11 protein-coding genes are annotated in these 14,223 nt (G+C 68.7%); 5 read left to right on the forward strand and 6 right to left on the reverse strand.

The genetic code is table 11. The features are described from left to right. From V6M56_RS20540 to V6M56_RS20560, 5 genes are all read right to left on the reverse strand, one after another. A partial coding sequence (locus V6M56_RS20540; RefSeq protein WP_332686478.1) for a molybdopterin-dependent oxidoreductase occupies positions 1–1,571 on the reverse strand: 1,571 nt, incomplete at its 3' end. A 1-nt stretch (position 1,572) separates the two neighbouring features. Continuing rightward, entirely contained in the window at positions 1,573–2,787 is a 1,215-nt protein-coding gene (locus V6M56_RS20545; protein WP_332686480.1) for an NAD(P)/FAD-dependent oxidoreductase, read from the reverse strand. 163 nt (positions 2,788–2,950) lie between these two features. Then, positions 2,951–4,291, reverse strand: a complete 1,341-nt coding sequence (locus tag V6M56_RS20550) for a CmpA/NrtA family ABC transporter substrate-binding protein (RefSeq protein ID WP_332686482.1) — start codon at positions 4,289–4,291, stop codon at positions 2,951–2,953. A gap of 406 nt (positions 4,292–4,697) precedes the next feature. Continuing rightward, positions 4,698–5,282 (reverse strand): ANTAR domain-containing response regulator, encoded by a 585-nt coding sequence (locus tag V6M56_RS20555; protein ID WP_332686486.1) that lies wholly within the window; start codon positions 5,280–5,282, stop codon positions 4,698–4,700. Between the two features lie 67 nt (positions 5,283–5,349). Beyond that, positions 5,350–6,405: a sugar phosphate isomerase/epimerase family protein gene (locus tag V6M56_RS20560; RefSeq protein WP_332686488.1), complete on the reverse strand. Its 1,056-nt coding sequence runs from the start codon at positions 6,403–6,405 to the stop codon at positions 5,350–5,352. A gap of 225 nt (positions 6,406–6,630) precedes the next feature. On the opposite strand from V6M56_RS20560, the gene V6M56_RS20565 reads away from it, so the two are divergent. The 5 genes from V6M56_RS20565 (at position 6,631) to V6M56_RS20585 (ending at position 12,595) form a co-directional block, all read left to right on the forward strand. After that, complete coding sequence (locus V6M56_RS20565; RefSeq protein ID WP_332686490.1) at positions 6,631–7,812, forward strand: ROK family protein; 1,182 nt, start codon at positions 6,631–6,633, stop codon at positions 7,810–7,812. Further along, positions 7,809–9,344: a sugar ABC transporter ATP-binding protein gene (locus V6M56_RS20570; protein WP_332686492.1), complete on the forward strand. Its 1,536-nt coding sequence runs from the start codon at positions 7,809–7,811 to the stop codon at positions 9,342–9,344. The genes V6M56_RS20565 and V6M56_RS20570 overlap by 4 nt, the downstream gene beginning before the upstream one ends. Further along, positions 9,331–10,350, forward strand: a complete 1,020-nt coding sequence (locus V6M56_RS20575) for an ABC transporter permease (RefSeq protein ID WP_332686494.1) — start codon at positions 9,331–9,333, stop codon at positions 10,348–10,350. The genes V6M56_RS20570 and V6M56_RS20575 overlap by 14 nt, the downstream gene beginning before the upstream one ends. A gap of 26 nt (positions 10,351–10,376) precedes the next feature. Further along, entirely contained in the window at positions 10,377–11,342 is a 966-nt protein-coding gene (locus V6M56_RS20580; protein ID WP_332686496.1) for a substrate-binding domain-containing protein, read from the forward strand. 65 nt (positions 11,343–11,407) lie between these two features. After that, entirely contained in the window at positions 11,408–12,595 is a 1,188-nt protein-coding gene (locus V6M56_RS20585; protein ID WP_332686498.1) for a Gfo/Idh/MocA family protein, read from the forward strand. 181 nt (positions 12,596–12,776) lie between these two features. On the opposite strand, the gene V6M56_RS20590 is transcribed toward V6M56_RS20585, so the two are convergent. Beyond that, entirely contained in the window at positions 12,777–14,105 is a 1,329-nt protein-coding gene (locus V6M56_RS20590) for an NAD(P)/FAD-dependent oxidoreductase (protein WP_332686500.1), read from the reverse strand. Positions 14,106–14,223: the final 118 nt, after the last annotated feature.

Here is a 14,223-nt window from a genome sequence, read left to right on the forward strand (position 1 = left end):
TGGTTCTCGAAGGCCGAGAGCGCGGCGTGCTCGGCATAGATCTCCGATGGGCCGGAATAGCCGAAGGCCTCGCCGAAGCCGAGACGCCTGGCGACCTCGCAGATTATCCACCAGTCGGGCTTCACCTCGCCTGGAAGCGGCAGGAAGGCGCGCTGGCGCGAGATCCGGCGCTCGGAATTGGTCACCGTGCCGTCCTTCTCGCCCCAGGCGGCGGCTGGCAGGATGAGGTGCGGTCCGGCCGAGAGCGTATCGTTCGACAGCACGTTCTCGGAGACGACGAAGAGATCGAGACCCGAAAGCGCCCCCCGAACCTGGTCCGCCCGCGGCAGCGAGACGGCCGGGTTCGTCGCCATCACCCAGAAGGCCCTGATCCGGCCCTCGGCGACGGCATCGAGCATGGCGACCGCCTTGAGCCCCTCCTGCCGGGCGATGTTCGGCGCACTCCAGAACCGGCGGACGCGGTCGATCTCGGGGGCGGTGTAGCCCATATGGGCGGCCAGCATGTTGGCGAGGCCGCCGACCTCGCGCCCGCCCATCGCATTGGGCTGGCCGGTCAGCGAGAAGGGGCCGCAGCCCGGCCGGCCGATCCGGCCGCTGGCGAGATGGCAATGCAGGATCGCCGCGACCTTGTCGGTGCCCTGCGCCGACTGGTTGACGCCCTGGCTCCAGGCGGTGACGACGGCGGGCGTAGCACCCCAGAGGGCATAGAAGGCGGCGATATCCGGCGCCGCCAGCCCCGTCCGCTCGGCGGTGGCAGCAAGATTCGGCGCGATCGCGCGGGCATTCTCCAGCGCCTCCTCGAAGCCGCTGACATGCCGCGCCAGATAGTCTCGGTCGAGCAGGCCGGCATCGGCGAGCTGAACCAGCAGCCCGGCGAAGAGCACGCTGTCGGAACCCGGCTTCAGGCGAAGGACGAGGTCGGCCTCCTCGGCGGTCGCGGTGACGCGCGGGTCGATGACCACGACCCTGGCGCCGCGCTCCGAGCGGTTCTGCTGGATGCGGCGAAACAGCACCGGATGGCACCAGGCGGTGTTGGAGCCGACCAGCACGACGAGATCGGCGCTGTCGAGGTCCTCGTAATTGCCCGGCACCGTGTCGGAGCCGAGCACGCGCTTGTGGCCGGCGACGGTCGAGGACATGCAGAGCCGCGAATTGGTGTCGACATGCGGCGTGCCGATGAAGCCCTTGGCGAGCTTGTTGGCGACGTAATAATCCTCGGTCAGCAACTGGCCGGAAAGGTAGAAGGCGACCGCTTCCGGGCCGTCGCGTTCGATGATCGCGTTCAGCCCGGCGGCGACCGCATCGAGCGCGACATCCCACGAAACCCGGTCATAGCCGCCCGCGGCGTTGCGCTTCAGCGGATGCAGCACGCGGCTGTCGAGCTCCAGCGTTTCCCCGAGCGCCGAGCCCTTGGAGCAGAGCCGGCCGCGATTGGCGGGGTGAGCGGGATCGCCTGCAATCGCGGCGCCGCCCTTGCCGTCCGGCGTTGCCAGCACGCCGCAACCGACCCCGCAATAAGGGCAGGTGGTGCTGGTCGCGGGCAGGCCGAAGAGGGCGGCATCATGGTGCATGTCAGGCGGCCTTCCTGACGCAATAGGGCTCGCCGAAGGGCAGATCGCTGCGGATCGCCGAGATGTCCTGGCCGGAGCGGATCAGGCCGAGATAGAACAGCGCCCCTAGCGTATCGCCGACGAGAACGCAGCCGGCGAGCCTGCCGTCCCGGAGCACGAATTTCCGGTAGATCCCGGCGGCACGGTCGCGCAGCACGACGGTCTCGTCGCCCTCGCCAGCCTCGAACTCGCCGGCCGAAAAGACGCCGACGCCGCTGACCTTGAGGTTGGTCGCCAGCAGCGAGCCGGTGTAGCGCGCCGTCCCGCCCGCAAGTCGCGTCGCCAGCACGCGGGCCTGCTCATAAGCCGGCTCGACCAGACCATAGACCAGGCCACGATGCTCGGCGCATTCGCCGATGGCGAAGACCGCCGGATCGCTGCTGGCAAGGCCGTCATCGACGTCGACACCGCGATTGACGTCGAGCCCCGCTGCCACCGCGAGATCGACGCGCGGGCGCACCCCGATGGCGACGACGACGAGATCGGCCGGGATCGCGCTGCCATCGGTCAGCTCCGCCGCCTCGACCCGCCCCCCGCCGACGAAGCGCTCGGCCGTGCAATTCAACCGGATGTCGATGCCGCGCGCGGCGATCTCGGCGGCGAGCAGGCTGGCGCCCTCGCGGTCGAGCTGGCGCTCCATCAGCCGGTCGGCCAGATGCAGCACCGTGACCCGGGCGCCGATCCTGGCCAGCCCGTAAGCTGCCTCCAATCCGAGCAGTCCGCCGCCGATCACCACGACGCGCGCACCGGTCGCGGCGGCGGTACGGAAGAGCGCGACATCGGCGACATCGCGGAACGTCGCGACGCCGGGCAATTCGAAACCCGGCACCGGCGGCATCAGGGGGCGCGAGCCGGTGGCGAGGACGAGCTTTCCGTAAGGCAGGGTCAGGCCGTCGGCCAGCATGACCGACTTCGCCGCCCGGTCGATGCCGGTGACCGGCTTGCCGTAGAGCATCGAGACGCCGCGCGCCTGCCACCAGGCGGCGGGCTTCAGCTCGATCTCGGGCTCGCCGATCTCGCCCGCCAGCAGCGGCGAGAGCAGGACGCGGTTGTAAGCGAGGCGAGGCTCCGCGCCGATCACCGCGATGGAATAGCGCCCGAGCGCGCGCTGGCTGAGCTCGTCGACAAGCCTGGTCGCGGCCATGCCCTTGCCGACGATGACGAGCGGCTCGGCCATGGCTCAGCCCTCCGCCGTCATTGCGAGCGAAGCGAAGCAATCCAGGGAGACCTGCCGCAACGGCTCATGCTGCCGCCCCTGGATTGCTTCGTCGGCTGCGCCTCCTCGCAATGACGGAGAGGTCGGCTGTTCGCTGCCAAGGTGAAAGCGCGTCGCCATCGGCTCACGCCACCCGCTTGATCTTGAGGGCCTTGAGGTAATCCAGCGGCGCCGCCGGATCGAACTTCACGCCGTCGAAGAAGGTCTCGACGCCGCGGGAGTCGCCCGTGGGAGCCCCGGCGACGCCGAGCGTTTTGGCCGCCTCGCGCCAGAGATCGGCGCGGTTGGTCTGGTCGACCAGCGCCTTGATGTCGAGCGTCGGCTCGAACTTGCCCCAACGGATGTTCTCGGCCACGAACCAGGTATCGAGGCTCTTCCAGGGATAGGAGGCAGAGCCGCCCTCGCCCCAGAACTTCATCAGCAGGTTGGTGCCCTTGGCCTCGCGGCCATTGCCGTAATTGATGTCGCCCCTGAGCCGGCCGACGATGTCGGCGACCGGGACGTTGAACCATTGCCGGCGCCCGACGATCTCCGCCAGCTCCTGCTTGTTCTCCAGCTTCTCGGCCCAGATCTGGGCTTCCATCACGGCCATCAGGATGGCCTGCGTCGCCCTCGGGTTGGCATCGACGAAATCGGCGCGCATGCCGAGGATCTTCTCGGGATGCCTGAACCAGAGCTCGCCGGTGGTCAGGGCGGTGTAGCCGATCTTCTGGTTGACCAGCTGCTCGTGCCAGGGATCGCCGACGCAGAAGCAATCCATTGCGCCGACCTTCATGTTCGCCACCATCTGCGGCGGCGGCACGGTGATGAGCTTGATGTCGCTGTCCGGATCGATGCCGCCGGCGGCGAGCCAGTAGCGCAGCCAGAGATCGTGCGTGCCGCCCGGGAAGGTCATCGCGGCGGTCAGTTCCTTGCCCGCCGCCCTCTTGCGCTCGAAGGCCTGCTTCAGGGCGGAGGCATCCTTCCGGACGTCGAGATCCTTGTATTCGTTCGAGACCGAAATGCCCTGGCTGTCCTCGTTGAGGTTCAGCAGCGTGTACATCGGCAGCTTCTGGCCGTTCTGCATCACCTTGCCGGTGGCATAGAGATGCGTCTTCGGCCTCAGGATGTGGCCGCCATCGATGCCGTTCGCCTTGAAGCCGAGCGCCATGTTGTCGCGCGTCGCGCCCCAGGAGGCCTGCTTGGCGATGTCCATGTCGGGCAGGCCGTATTTGGCGAACAGGCCCTTTTCCTTGGCGATGACCAGCGGCGCGGCGTCGGTGAGCGCGATATAGCCCAGGCGCGTGCCCTTGACCTCGGGACCGGCGCCTTGCGCGAAAGCGCCCGACGGCAGCGCCAGCCTGGCGGCGGCGAGCAGCGCCGCCGCACCCGAAAGCTGCAGCAGCTGCCGGCGGCCGATTCCGCCGATCCTGGTCCCGCCTGCCTTGGCCTTGGCCTTGGCCTTGGTCTCGATCGTCTCGCTCATCAATCGCCTCTCGCGTGGAAATGCCGGATCGAAGTCGGGTGCGCCGCCAGGACGAAAACGCCGCGCGAAAGCATCCGTGAGGCACGTTCGACAGCAGCGTTGCTGTGCGTTTGGTCAGGAAGTCGGCGCGGGCAACCTTGGCCGCGTCGCTAGAACCCTACAAGGAGCGTGCCAGCCGCCAGCATGTGCGATCGGCGCTTGTTTCTCAGTTACTTAGGACCGATTTTCGGCGCTGCGGCGGGTCAGGGCACCGAATGCTGCGACGCACAATTTATCTGCGTTCGCACAAGAAACGTGCAGAAATTCCACCCGGGCATGGCTGCCTTGAAATGAGGCAGATCGAACATGGCGCCCCTTCGGCCATCACCGCGGAGAGAGAGATAGAGGTCTGCCCTAGGATGCAACGTCATTTCAGCACCTCGGCAGCCGTGATGATCGAACGTGCGATATCGACGAGCTTGCGCTTCTCATTCATCGCGGTCTTCCGCAGCAGGGCGTAGGCCTCCTGCTCGGGCAGGCCCTTCAGGCGCATGACGATGCCCTTGGCGCGGTCGATCGTCTTGCGCTCGTCGAGCTGCGAGCGGGCCTCGTCGAGCTCCTCGCGCAGCCGGCGGAAGGCGTTGAAGCGGCTGATGCAGGTCTGCAGGATCGGCTTCAGCCGCTCCTTCTTCAGCCCGTCGACGATATAGGCCGAGACCCCGGCCTCGACCGCCTCCTCGATCGAGGCGGCATCGGACTGGTCGACGAACATGGTGATCGGCCGCTTCACATGTCGGCTCACCAGGAACATGTCGGCCAGCGCGTCACGGCTTGGATTCTCGAGATCGATCACGACGACGTCGGGATCGTGCAGCTCGATCGCCGCGACGAGGCCGCTGGTGCCGCCGATCATGACGATCTCGTGCGATCCGGCCTCGCGCAGGCCCTCCTCGATGATCGCGGCGCGGACAGGGTTGGCGTCGACGATCAGGATCTTGATGCTGTTCGCCATCTTGCCCGGTGCGGAAAAGGACCGCCTCCCGGATGCAGGATGCGCGCCAACCTCGGCGCCGGTGTGTTCAGGGCAGCCCGAGCATCCGGCGGGCGAGCCCGGGATCGCCGCCGCCGGCGAAGTCGTCGAAGGCGACCTCCGTCACGCGGATGATCTGGTCGGCGATGAAGCGCGCGCCTTCGCGGGCGCCGTCTTCGGGATGCTTCAGCGCACATTCCCATTCGAGCACTGCCCAGCCGTCGAAGCCGTATTGCGCCAGCTTCGAGAAGATCCCCTTGAAGTCGACCTGCCCGTCGCCGAGCGAGCGGAAGCGCCCGGCCCGCTCCAGCCAGGAGGCGAAGCCGGAATAGACGCCCTGGCGGCCATTCGGGCGGAATTCGGCATCCTTCACATGGAAGGCGCTGATCCGCTCATGGTAGATGTCGATGAAGGCGAGATAGTCGAGCTGCTGCAGCAGGAAATGCGACGGGTCGTAATTGATCCGGCAGCGCGGATGCTCGCCCAGCCGGTCGAGGAACAGCTCGAAGGTCGCGCCGTCGAACACGTCCTCGCCGGGATGGATCTCGAAGCCGACATCGACGCCGTGCTCCTCATAGACATCGAGGATCGGCTTCCAGCGCCGCGCCAGCTCGCCGAAGGCCTCGTCCACCAAGCCGGGCGGGCGCTGCGGCCAGGGATAGAGGAAGGGCCAGGCGAGCGCGCCGGTGAAGCTGACCGAGCCGTCGAGGCCAAGGCGCCGCGAGGCCTTCGCCGCGAGCTTGACCTGCTCCACCGCCCAGGCCTGGCGTTCGGCCGGGCACCCGTGCAACTCGGCCGGCGCAAAGGCGTCGAACGCCGCGTCATAGGCAGGATGGACCGCGACGAGCTGACCCTGCAGATGGGTCGAGAGCTCGGTGATCGCGACGCCGCTTCCCTGGGCGACGCCGAGGAGTTCGTCGCAATAGTCCTGGGAAGCGGCCGCCTGCGCCAGATCGATGAAACGCCTGTCCCAGGACGGCAGCTGGACGCCGCGATAGCCCAGCTCCGCCGCCCAGCGCGTGATAGCGGCCCAGCTGTCGAACGGCGCCCGGTCGCCCGCAAACTGCGCCAGAAAGATCGCCGGGCCCTTCATCGTCTTCGGCATAACCTTGCTCCTCCCGTTCCGGCCGACGATGGCGCAAGCCGGCACGCCAGGTCCAGACCGTCCCGCCCGGCTTTCGCAAGGTCGCTTCGTTTGATCTTTTGCCTGAAACGGGCCGAAGTTCGGTCTTGAGTGGAATCTCCGTCCGCCACTAGCCTGCACCCAATAGGCCGGAACAAGGCCAGGCGAGGAAATCGGGAGGCTGTCATCGCGCTGCCCTGGCACAGCTTGAGTCCGGACGAGCTCGCGCTGCTCGAGGCCGCGTTCTGGGCCGGCGGCGCCGCGCGTCATGCCTTGTCGGACACGCTGCAGTTCTCGCGCAGCAAGACCAACGCGCTCGCCGCGGGCCTGCTCGACCAGGGCCTGCTCGACGAGGCGGGCGTGCAGCATTCGACCGGCGGGCGCCGCCCCGAGACGCTGCGGGTCCATGGCCGGATCGGCGTCCTCATCGGTGTCGACATCGGCGCCACCAGTCTCGACGTCGCGCTCCTGCGCCCGGATCTCGGCGTCATCGCCCGCCATTCGCAGGAGGCGGACGTCCAGGCCGGGCCCGGGCCGATCATGGCCGGCCTGCGCGCCCTGCTGCCGGCCATGCTCGCCAGGAACGGCGTGTCGCGCGAGCAGGTGCTCGCGGTCGGCATCGGCGTGCCGGGGCCGGTGAATTTCGCCGCCGGCCAGCTCGTCAATCCACCCCTCATGCCCGGCTGGGACAGCTACGCCATCCGCGACGACCTGCGCGAGATCATCGACGCGCCGATCTTCGTCGACAACGACGTGAACCTGATGGCGCTCGGCGTACTCTGGCGCCAGCGCCGGCAGATCGAGAACTTCCTCGTCATCAAGGTCGGCACCGGCATCGGCTGCGGCATCGTCTGCCATGGCGAGCTCTATCGCGGCATGACCGGCTCAGCCGGCGATGTCGGCCATATCTGCGTTGACCCCGAGGGGCCGCTCTGCCGTTGCGGCAACCGCGGCTGCGTCGAGGCGATGGCCGCGGCTCCCGCCATCGTCGCGATGGGCACTGAGGCTGCCGAAGCGGGCCGCAGCCCGGCGCTGGCGCAACGGCTTACCGAGAAGGGGCGCCTGGAGGCCAGCGATGTCGGCGCCGCCTGCCGCGCCGGCGATGCCGAGGCCGACGCGATCGTCCGCCGCTCCGGGCGGCTGATCGGCCAGGTGCTGGCGGCGCTGGTCAACTTCTACAACCCCTCGCACATCTTCATCGGCGGCGGCGTCTCGGCCATCGGCCCGATGTTCCTCGCGGCCATCCGCCAGAGCGTCAGCCAGCGCTCGCTGGCCCTCTCGACCCGCCATCTCGAGATCACCTCGGCCCCGCTCGGGCCGGAGACCGGGCTGATCGGCGCCGGCGTGCTGGCGATGCGCGAGGCCTTGCGCAGCGGGAGCCAAAGATGAGCGCGACCGGACGCGAAGGGCCAGATCTTGATCAGCCAGGTCTCGCCGTCGCCTTCGACGGCATCGTCAAGCGCTTCGGCCCGGTCGAGGTGCTGCACGGCGTCTCCTTCGCGCTCGAGCCGGGCCGCGTCTACGGGCTGCTCGGCGAGAACGGCGCCGGCAAGTCGACCCTGATGAAGATCCTCGCCGGCTACGAGCAGCCGAGCGAAGGTCGCCTGCTGGTCGCCGGCGAGCCGGTCGCCTTCGCCGGCTCGCGCGACGCCGAGGCGCGCGGCATCGTCCTGATCCACCAGGAGTTCAACCTCGCCGAGGATCTGTCGATCACCGGCAACATCTTCCTCGGCCATGAGCGGCGCAAGGGCTGGTTCCTCGACGAGAACGCGATGCGGCAGGAGGCGGAGGCGGCGCTGGCGCAGGTCGGGCTGGCGCGCGATCCGGCAACGCCCGTGCGGCGCCTGATCGTGGCCGAGAAGCAGCTCGTCGAGATCGCCAAGGCGCTTTCGCGCAAGGCGCGGCTGCTGATCATGGACGAGCCGACGGCGACGCTGACGCCGTCCGAGGTCGCGCGCCTGTTCTCGCTGATCGAGCGCATGCGCGCCGACGGCGTCACCGTCGTCTACATCTCGCACAAGCTCGATGAGGTCGAGCGCATCACCGACGAGGTCATCGTGATGCGCGACGGCAAGCTGGTCGGGCGGGCGCCGACAGCTTCCCTCAGCCGCCACGACATGGCGACGATGATGGTCGGCCGCGAGATCGCCGACCTGTTTCCGGAGAAGATCGCCTTCGACGGAGCGGCAGCGCCGGCGCTGAAGGTCGAGGCGTTCAGCGTGCCGGGCTGGGCGCAGGACATCTCCTTCGCCGTGCGCCCGGGCGAGATCCTCGGCTTCGCCGGCCTGGTCGGCGCCGGCCGCACGGAACTCTTCGAGGGCATTCTCGGCCTGCGGCCGGGCAGCGGCGGCGTCGAGGTCTCCGGCACGCCCGTGACACTGCGCTCGCTCCGCGAGGCGACCCGCCACGGGCTGAGCTATCTGAGCGAGGACCGCAAGGGCAAAGGGCTGCATGTCGGCTTTCCGCTCGCGCCGAATCTCACCCTGATGGCGCTGGAGCGCTATGCCAGGCCCTGGCTCGACCACGCCGCCGAGCGGCAGGCGCTGACGCAGGCCGTCGACGAGTTCGGCATCCGCGCCGGCTCGCTCTCGATGCGTGCCGGCGCGCTCTCCGGCGGCAACCAGCAGAAGCTCGCGCTGGCGAAAGTTCTCCATCCGGAGCCGAAGGTGCTCGTGCTCGACGAGCCGACGCGCGGCGTCGATGTCGGCGCCAAGCGCGAGATCTATTTCCTGATCCAGCGGCTCGCCCGGCAGGGGCTTGCCGTCGTCGTCATCTCCTCCGAGCTCGTCGAACTGATCGGCCTCGCCCATCGCGTCGCGATCATGCGGGCCGGCCGGCTCGTCGCCACCGTGCAGGGTGAGGAGATGACGGAAGAAGCGATGATCGCTCACGCCACGGGAACGCGCCATGTCGCAGCCTGACACCGCCGCCGCCACCTCCGCCGACCTGCGCCGGCCGGCCTCCGGCACGCCGCTGGCCGAGCGGCTGGCGAGCCTCGGACCGGCGGTCGGGCTCGTCCTGCTCTGCCTTGTCGGCGCCGGCCTCAACAGCGACTTCGCCACCCTCGACAACGCGCTCAACGTGCTCACCCGCACCGCCTTCATCGGCATCATCGCGGTGGGCATGTGCTTCGTCATCATCCTCGGGGGGATCGACCTCTCGGTCGGCTCGATGGCGGCGCTGATCGCCGGCTGCGTCATCATGTTCATCAACTGGGCGGCCGGCGCGCTCGGCTCGCCGCTCATGGCGGTCCTCGCCGGAGCTGGCCTTGCCGTGGTGCTCGGCGCCGTCTTCGGGCTGGCGCATGGCGTGCTGATCGCGAAGGGGCGGATCGAGCCCTTCATCGTGACGCTCGGCACGCTCGGCATCTACCGCGCCTACCTCACCTATTTCGCCGATGGCGGTGCGCTGACGCTGGAGAACAGCCTCGCCGACCTCTATGCGCCGGTCTATTATGGCAGCCTGCTCGGCGTGCCGGTGCCGGTCATCGCCTTTCTCGTCGTGGCGCTCGCCGGCGCGGGGATCCTGAACAAGACCGCCTATGGCCGCCACGTCCAGGCGATCGGCTCCAACGAGACGGTCGCGCGCTATGCGGCGGTCGACGTCGAGGGCGTCAAGATCCTCACCTATATGCTGCTCGGCGCCTGCGTCGGCATCGCCACGCTATTCTATGTGCCGCGGCTCGGATCGGCCTCGCCGACCACCGGCCTGCTCTGGGAGCTGGAGGCGATCGCCGCGGTGATCGTCGGCGGCGCGGCGCTCAAGGGCGGCCAGGGCAGCATCACCGGCACCGTCATCGGCGCGATCCTGCTCTCGGTCATCAGCAACCTGCTCAATCTGACCAGCCTGATCAGCGTCTATCTCAACGCGGCCGTGCAGGGCTTCGTCATCATCACCGTCGCGTTTTTGCAGAGAGGCCGCCGCTAGGGCGCGCCGATAAAGGGAGAGAAGCGATGCCGACCAAGAACAGACGTTTCGTCCTTCTCGCCGCCGCCGCGGCGGGGCTGGGCTTTACCGCCGCGCCGGCCGCCGCCGAGCCGGTCCATCTCGGGGTTTCGATCCCGGCCGCCACGCACAGCTTCATGGGCGGCATCAACTACTGGGCGAACCAGGCGAAGAAGGATCTCGAGGCCAAGCACAAGGACCTGAAGGTCACGATCCGCACCGCCGCCAACGCCACCGAGCAGGCCAACCAGCTGCAGGACCTCAGCACGGTCAGCAAGATCGACGCGCTCGTCGTCTTCCCCTTCGAATCGGCGGCGCTGACCCGGCCGGTGGCGAATGTGAAGGCCAAGGGCACCTATGTCACCGTGGTCGATCGCGGCCTCACCGACACCTCCGCCCAGGACGCCTATGTCGCCGGCGACAACACCGCCTTCGGCAAGATCCCGGCCGAGTACATCGCCAAGGCGCTGGGCGGAAAGGGCAATGTTGTGGCGCTGCGCGGCATCCCGACCACGCTCGACAACGAGCGCATGGATGCCTTCGCCGGCGTGCTGAAGGCTCACCCGGACATCAAGCTGCTCGATGCCAAATACGCCAACTGGAACCGCGACGACGCCTTCAAGGTGACGCAGGACTTCCTGACCCGGTTCAAGGACATCGACGCCTTCTGGGCCGCCGATGACGACATGGCCTTCGGCGCGATCCGCGCTATCGACCAGGCCGGGCGCAAGGACATCAAGGTGATCTTCGGCGGCGCCGGCGCCAAGGACATGGTCAAGCTGATCATCGACAACAAGGACCCGCGCATCCAGGCCAATGTCAGCTACTCGCCGAAATTCATCTACGACGCGATCAAGCTCACCGCCGAGGCGCGGCTGAAGGGCGAGAAGCTGCCGGCGACCACCATCATCCCCTCGGTGCTGATCGACAAGAACAACGCCAAGGACTTCTACTTCCCCGACTCGCCGTTCTGAGGCGCAGCTCGACTTCCGGCCGCTCCGTTGCCGGAGCGGCCGCCACCTCACCGACGGGTAGGCCGATGACCAACGAAACTCCGCGCCGGCTGCGCTATGCCATGGTCGGCGGCGGCCGCGGCGCGTTCATCGGCGCGGTGCACCGCCACGCCATCGCGCTCGACGGCCTCGCCGGGCTCGCCGCCGGCGCGCTCTCCTCGACGCCGGAACGGGCGCTCGAATCCGGCCGCGCGCTCGGGCTGCCGGAGGCGCACAACCATCCGGGCTGGCAGGCCCTGCTCGAAGCCGAGCTGAAGCGCCCTGCCGGCGAACGGGTCGATCTCGTCGTCATCGTCACGCCGACCGACAGCCATTTCCCGATCGCGCAGGCCTTCGCCGATGCCGGCTTCCATGTCGTCTGCGACAAGCCGCTCGTCCACACCGGCGCGCAGGCCGACACCCTCGTCGAGACGGTCGCGGCGCGCGGCACGGTCTTCGGCGTGACCTACAACTACACCGGCTATCCGATGGTCCGGCAGGCGCGCGAGATGGTGCGCTCCGGTGTCCTGGGCACGATCCGCAAGGTCGTCGTCGAGTACAATCAGGGCTGGCTCGCCACCGCGCTGGAGACGACCGGCAACAAGCAGGCGGGTTGGCGCACCGATCCGGCCCGCAGCGGCATCGCCGGCGCGCTCGGCGACATCGGCTCGCATGCGGAGAACCTCGTCTCGACCGTCACCGGCCTGCGCATCGAAGAGCTCGTCGCCGATCTTGGCGCCCTGGTGCCAGGCCGCGCGCTCGACGACGACGCCAGCATGCTGTTGCGCTTCGAGGGCGGCGCGCGCGGCGTGCTCGTCGCCTCGCAGATCAATGCCGGACTGGAGAACGATCTGCGCCTGCGCGTCTCCGGCGAGCGCGGCACGCTCGAATGGCGGCAGGAAGAGCCGAACCGGCTCGTGCACCATCGCGGCGAGGCGGCGACGGAGATCCTGACGCGGGCCACGCCCTGGCTCGGCGAAGCGGCCCGCCGCGCCTCGAGGCTGCCGCCCGGCCATCCCGAGGGGTTCATCGAGGCCTTCGCCAATATCTATCGCGGCGTGTTCGCGGAGATCAGGGGCCGGCGGGACGGCACGAAGATCGACCCGCTCGATGCCGATTTTCCGGGCGTCGGCGACGGTGCGCGCGGCGTGCGTTTCATCGAATGCGCGGTCGCCTCATCGACCCAAAGGCGCTGGCTGCAAGTCGCGCCGCCCCTTCGGCGGGCCGGCGGCTAGCGCCTGATGGTTTTGCTTGGAACCACCGGCGTCATCCCGGACAAGCTGCGAAGCGGCGCAGCTCCGGGATCCATCATAGGGAGCGACGGCGCTCCATGATGGATCCCGGGACGAAGCTGCGCTTCGCCCAGGATGACGGCGTGGTTCCAGCTGAAACCATCCGGCTCCAGCGCCGCAGATTCTAGACCTCCCTGGCGTCCAGGCTGCGATAGAGCGGCAGGGCCAGCGGCGCGATCCGTCGCACCAAGCTTTGGAAGGGCTGCGGCTTCGGCTCCGAAAGCGGCAGGCCGAGCAAATCCGGCGAGGTTCCCTGCACCGCCCTGGCAAGATCGCGTCCGAGCGAGAGCGAGAGTGCGACCGCCCGGCCATTGCAGCCGACCCAGGCGAAGCCGTCCGGTCCGAGCCGGTGGATGCGCGGAAAGCCCGGCACCTGCGGCTTCAGCAGGTTGTCCGGCGTCATCCCGACATAGCCTGACCAGACATAGTCGAATTCGACATCGCCGAGCTGCGGCCAGAGACGCTTCAGCCGGGCCGCGACCTGCGGCCGCAGATTGGCGCCGCCCGCGCCGGGCAGGACCGCCGCGCCACCCGTGACCAGGCGATTGCGGGCGTCCCAGCGCGCGAAATAAAGCTCGCGATGCGTGTCCGACATCGCCTGCCGGCCGGGGATCACGGTCTTGGCGATGTTGTCGCTGACCGGCTTGGTCGCCATCTGCCAGGACAGGACGGGAATGACCTCGCCGGCGATCCCGGGGGCGAGATCGGGCGCGAACTCGCCGGTATAGGCATTGGTCGCCAGCACCAGCGCCCGCGCCGTCACCGAGCCGGCTTGCGTCTTCACCAGCCAGCGCCCGTTCTCGTGCCGCATCGAGATCGCCGGCGAGCGCGCATGGATCGTGGCGCCGAGCTTCAGCGCGACCTCGGCCAGGCCGCGCGACAGCGCCAGCGGATTGATATGGCCGCCGGTCCGGTTCCAGAAGCCGCCGAACCAGGCATCCGAGCCGAGCATGCCGGCAAGCGTCGCACGGTCGAGCAATTCGACCGGCGCGCCGATCGCCGACCATTCGCGCACCCGCTTCTCGACGAGCTTGAAGCGCCCCGGCGAATGGGCCGGCTGGATCCAGCCGGTCTGCTCGGCCTCGGCCGGGATTTCATGTTTGCGGACGAGATCGAACAGGTATTGGGCGCTGTCGCGCAGCAGCGCGTTGAAGCGCTCCCCCGCCTCGCCATGGCGCTTCACCATGGCCGAGGGATCATGGCCCGCGAGCGTCGGGATGACCTGCCCGTTGTTGCGGCCCGACGCGCCCCAGCCGGGCTCGGCCGCCTCCAGCACGGTCACCTCGACGCCGTCCTCGCGCAGATGGATCGCGGTCGACAATCCGGTGAAGCCGGCGCCGATTACCACGACATCGCTCTGGACGTCGCCTTCCAGCGGGCTCAGCGCCGGCCCCGGCTGCGCGGTCGCGGCCCAGAGCGAGGGCGGCCAGATGATGGGATCGGCGGCTGTCATGGCTCTCCATTCCGTCGGCATTGGGGATGGCGCGGCAGATCTCCCGCTTACCCTTGCCGCCTTGCCGAGTCGAGGCAGGTCGGCGCAGTTATCGGCTGCATCAGGAGGAGACTAAAAT

The sequence above is a fragment of the Allobosea sp. genome, assembly GCF_036675845.1.
Classification (GTDB): domain Bacteria; phylum Pseudomonadota; class Alphaproteobacteria; order Rhizobiales; family Beijerinckiaceae; genus Allobosea.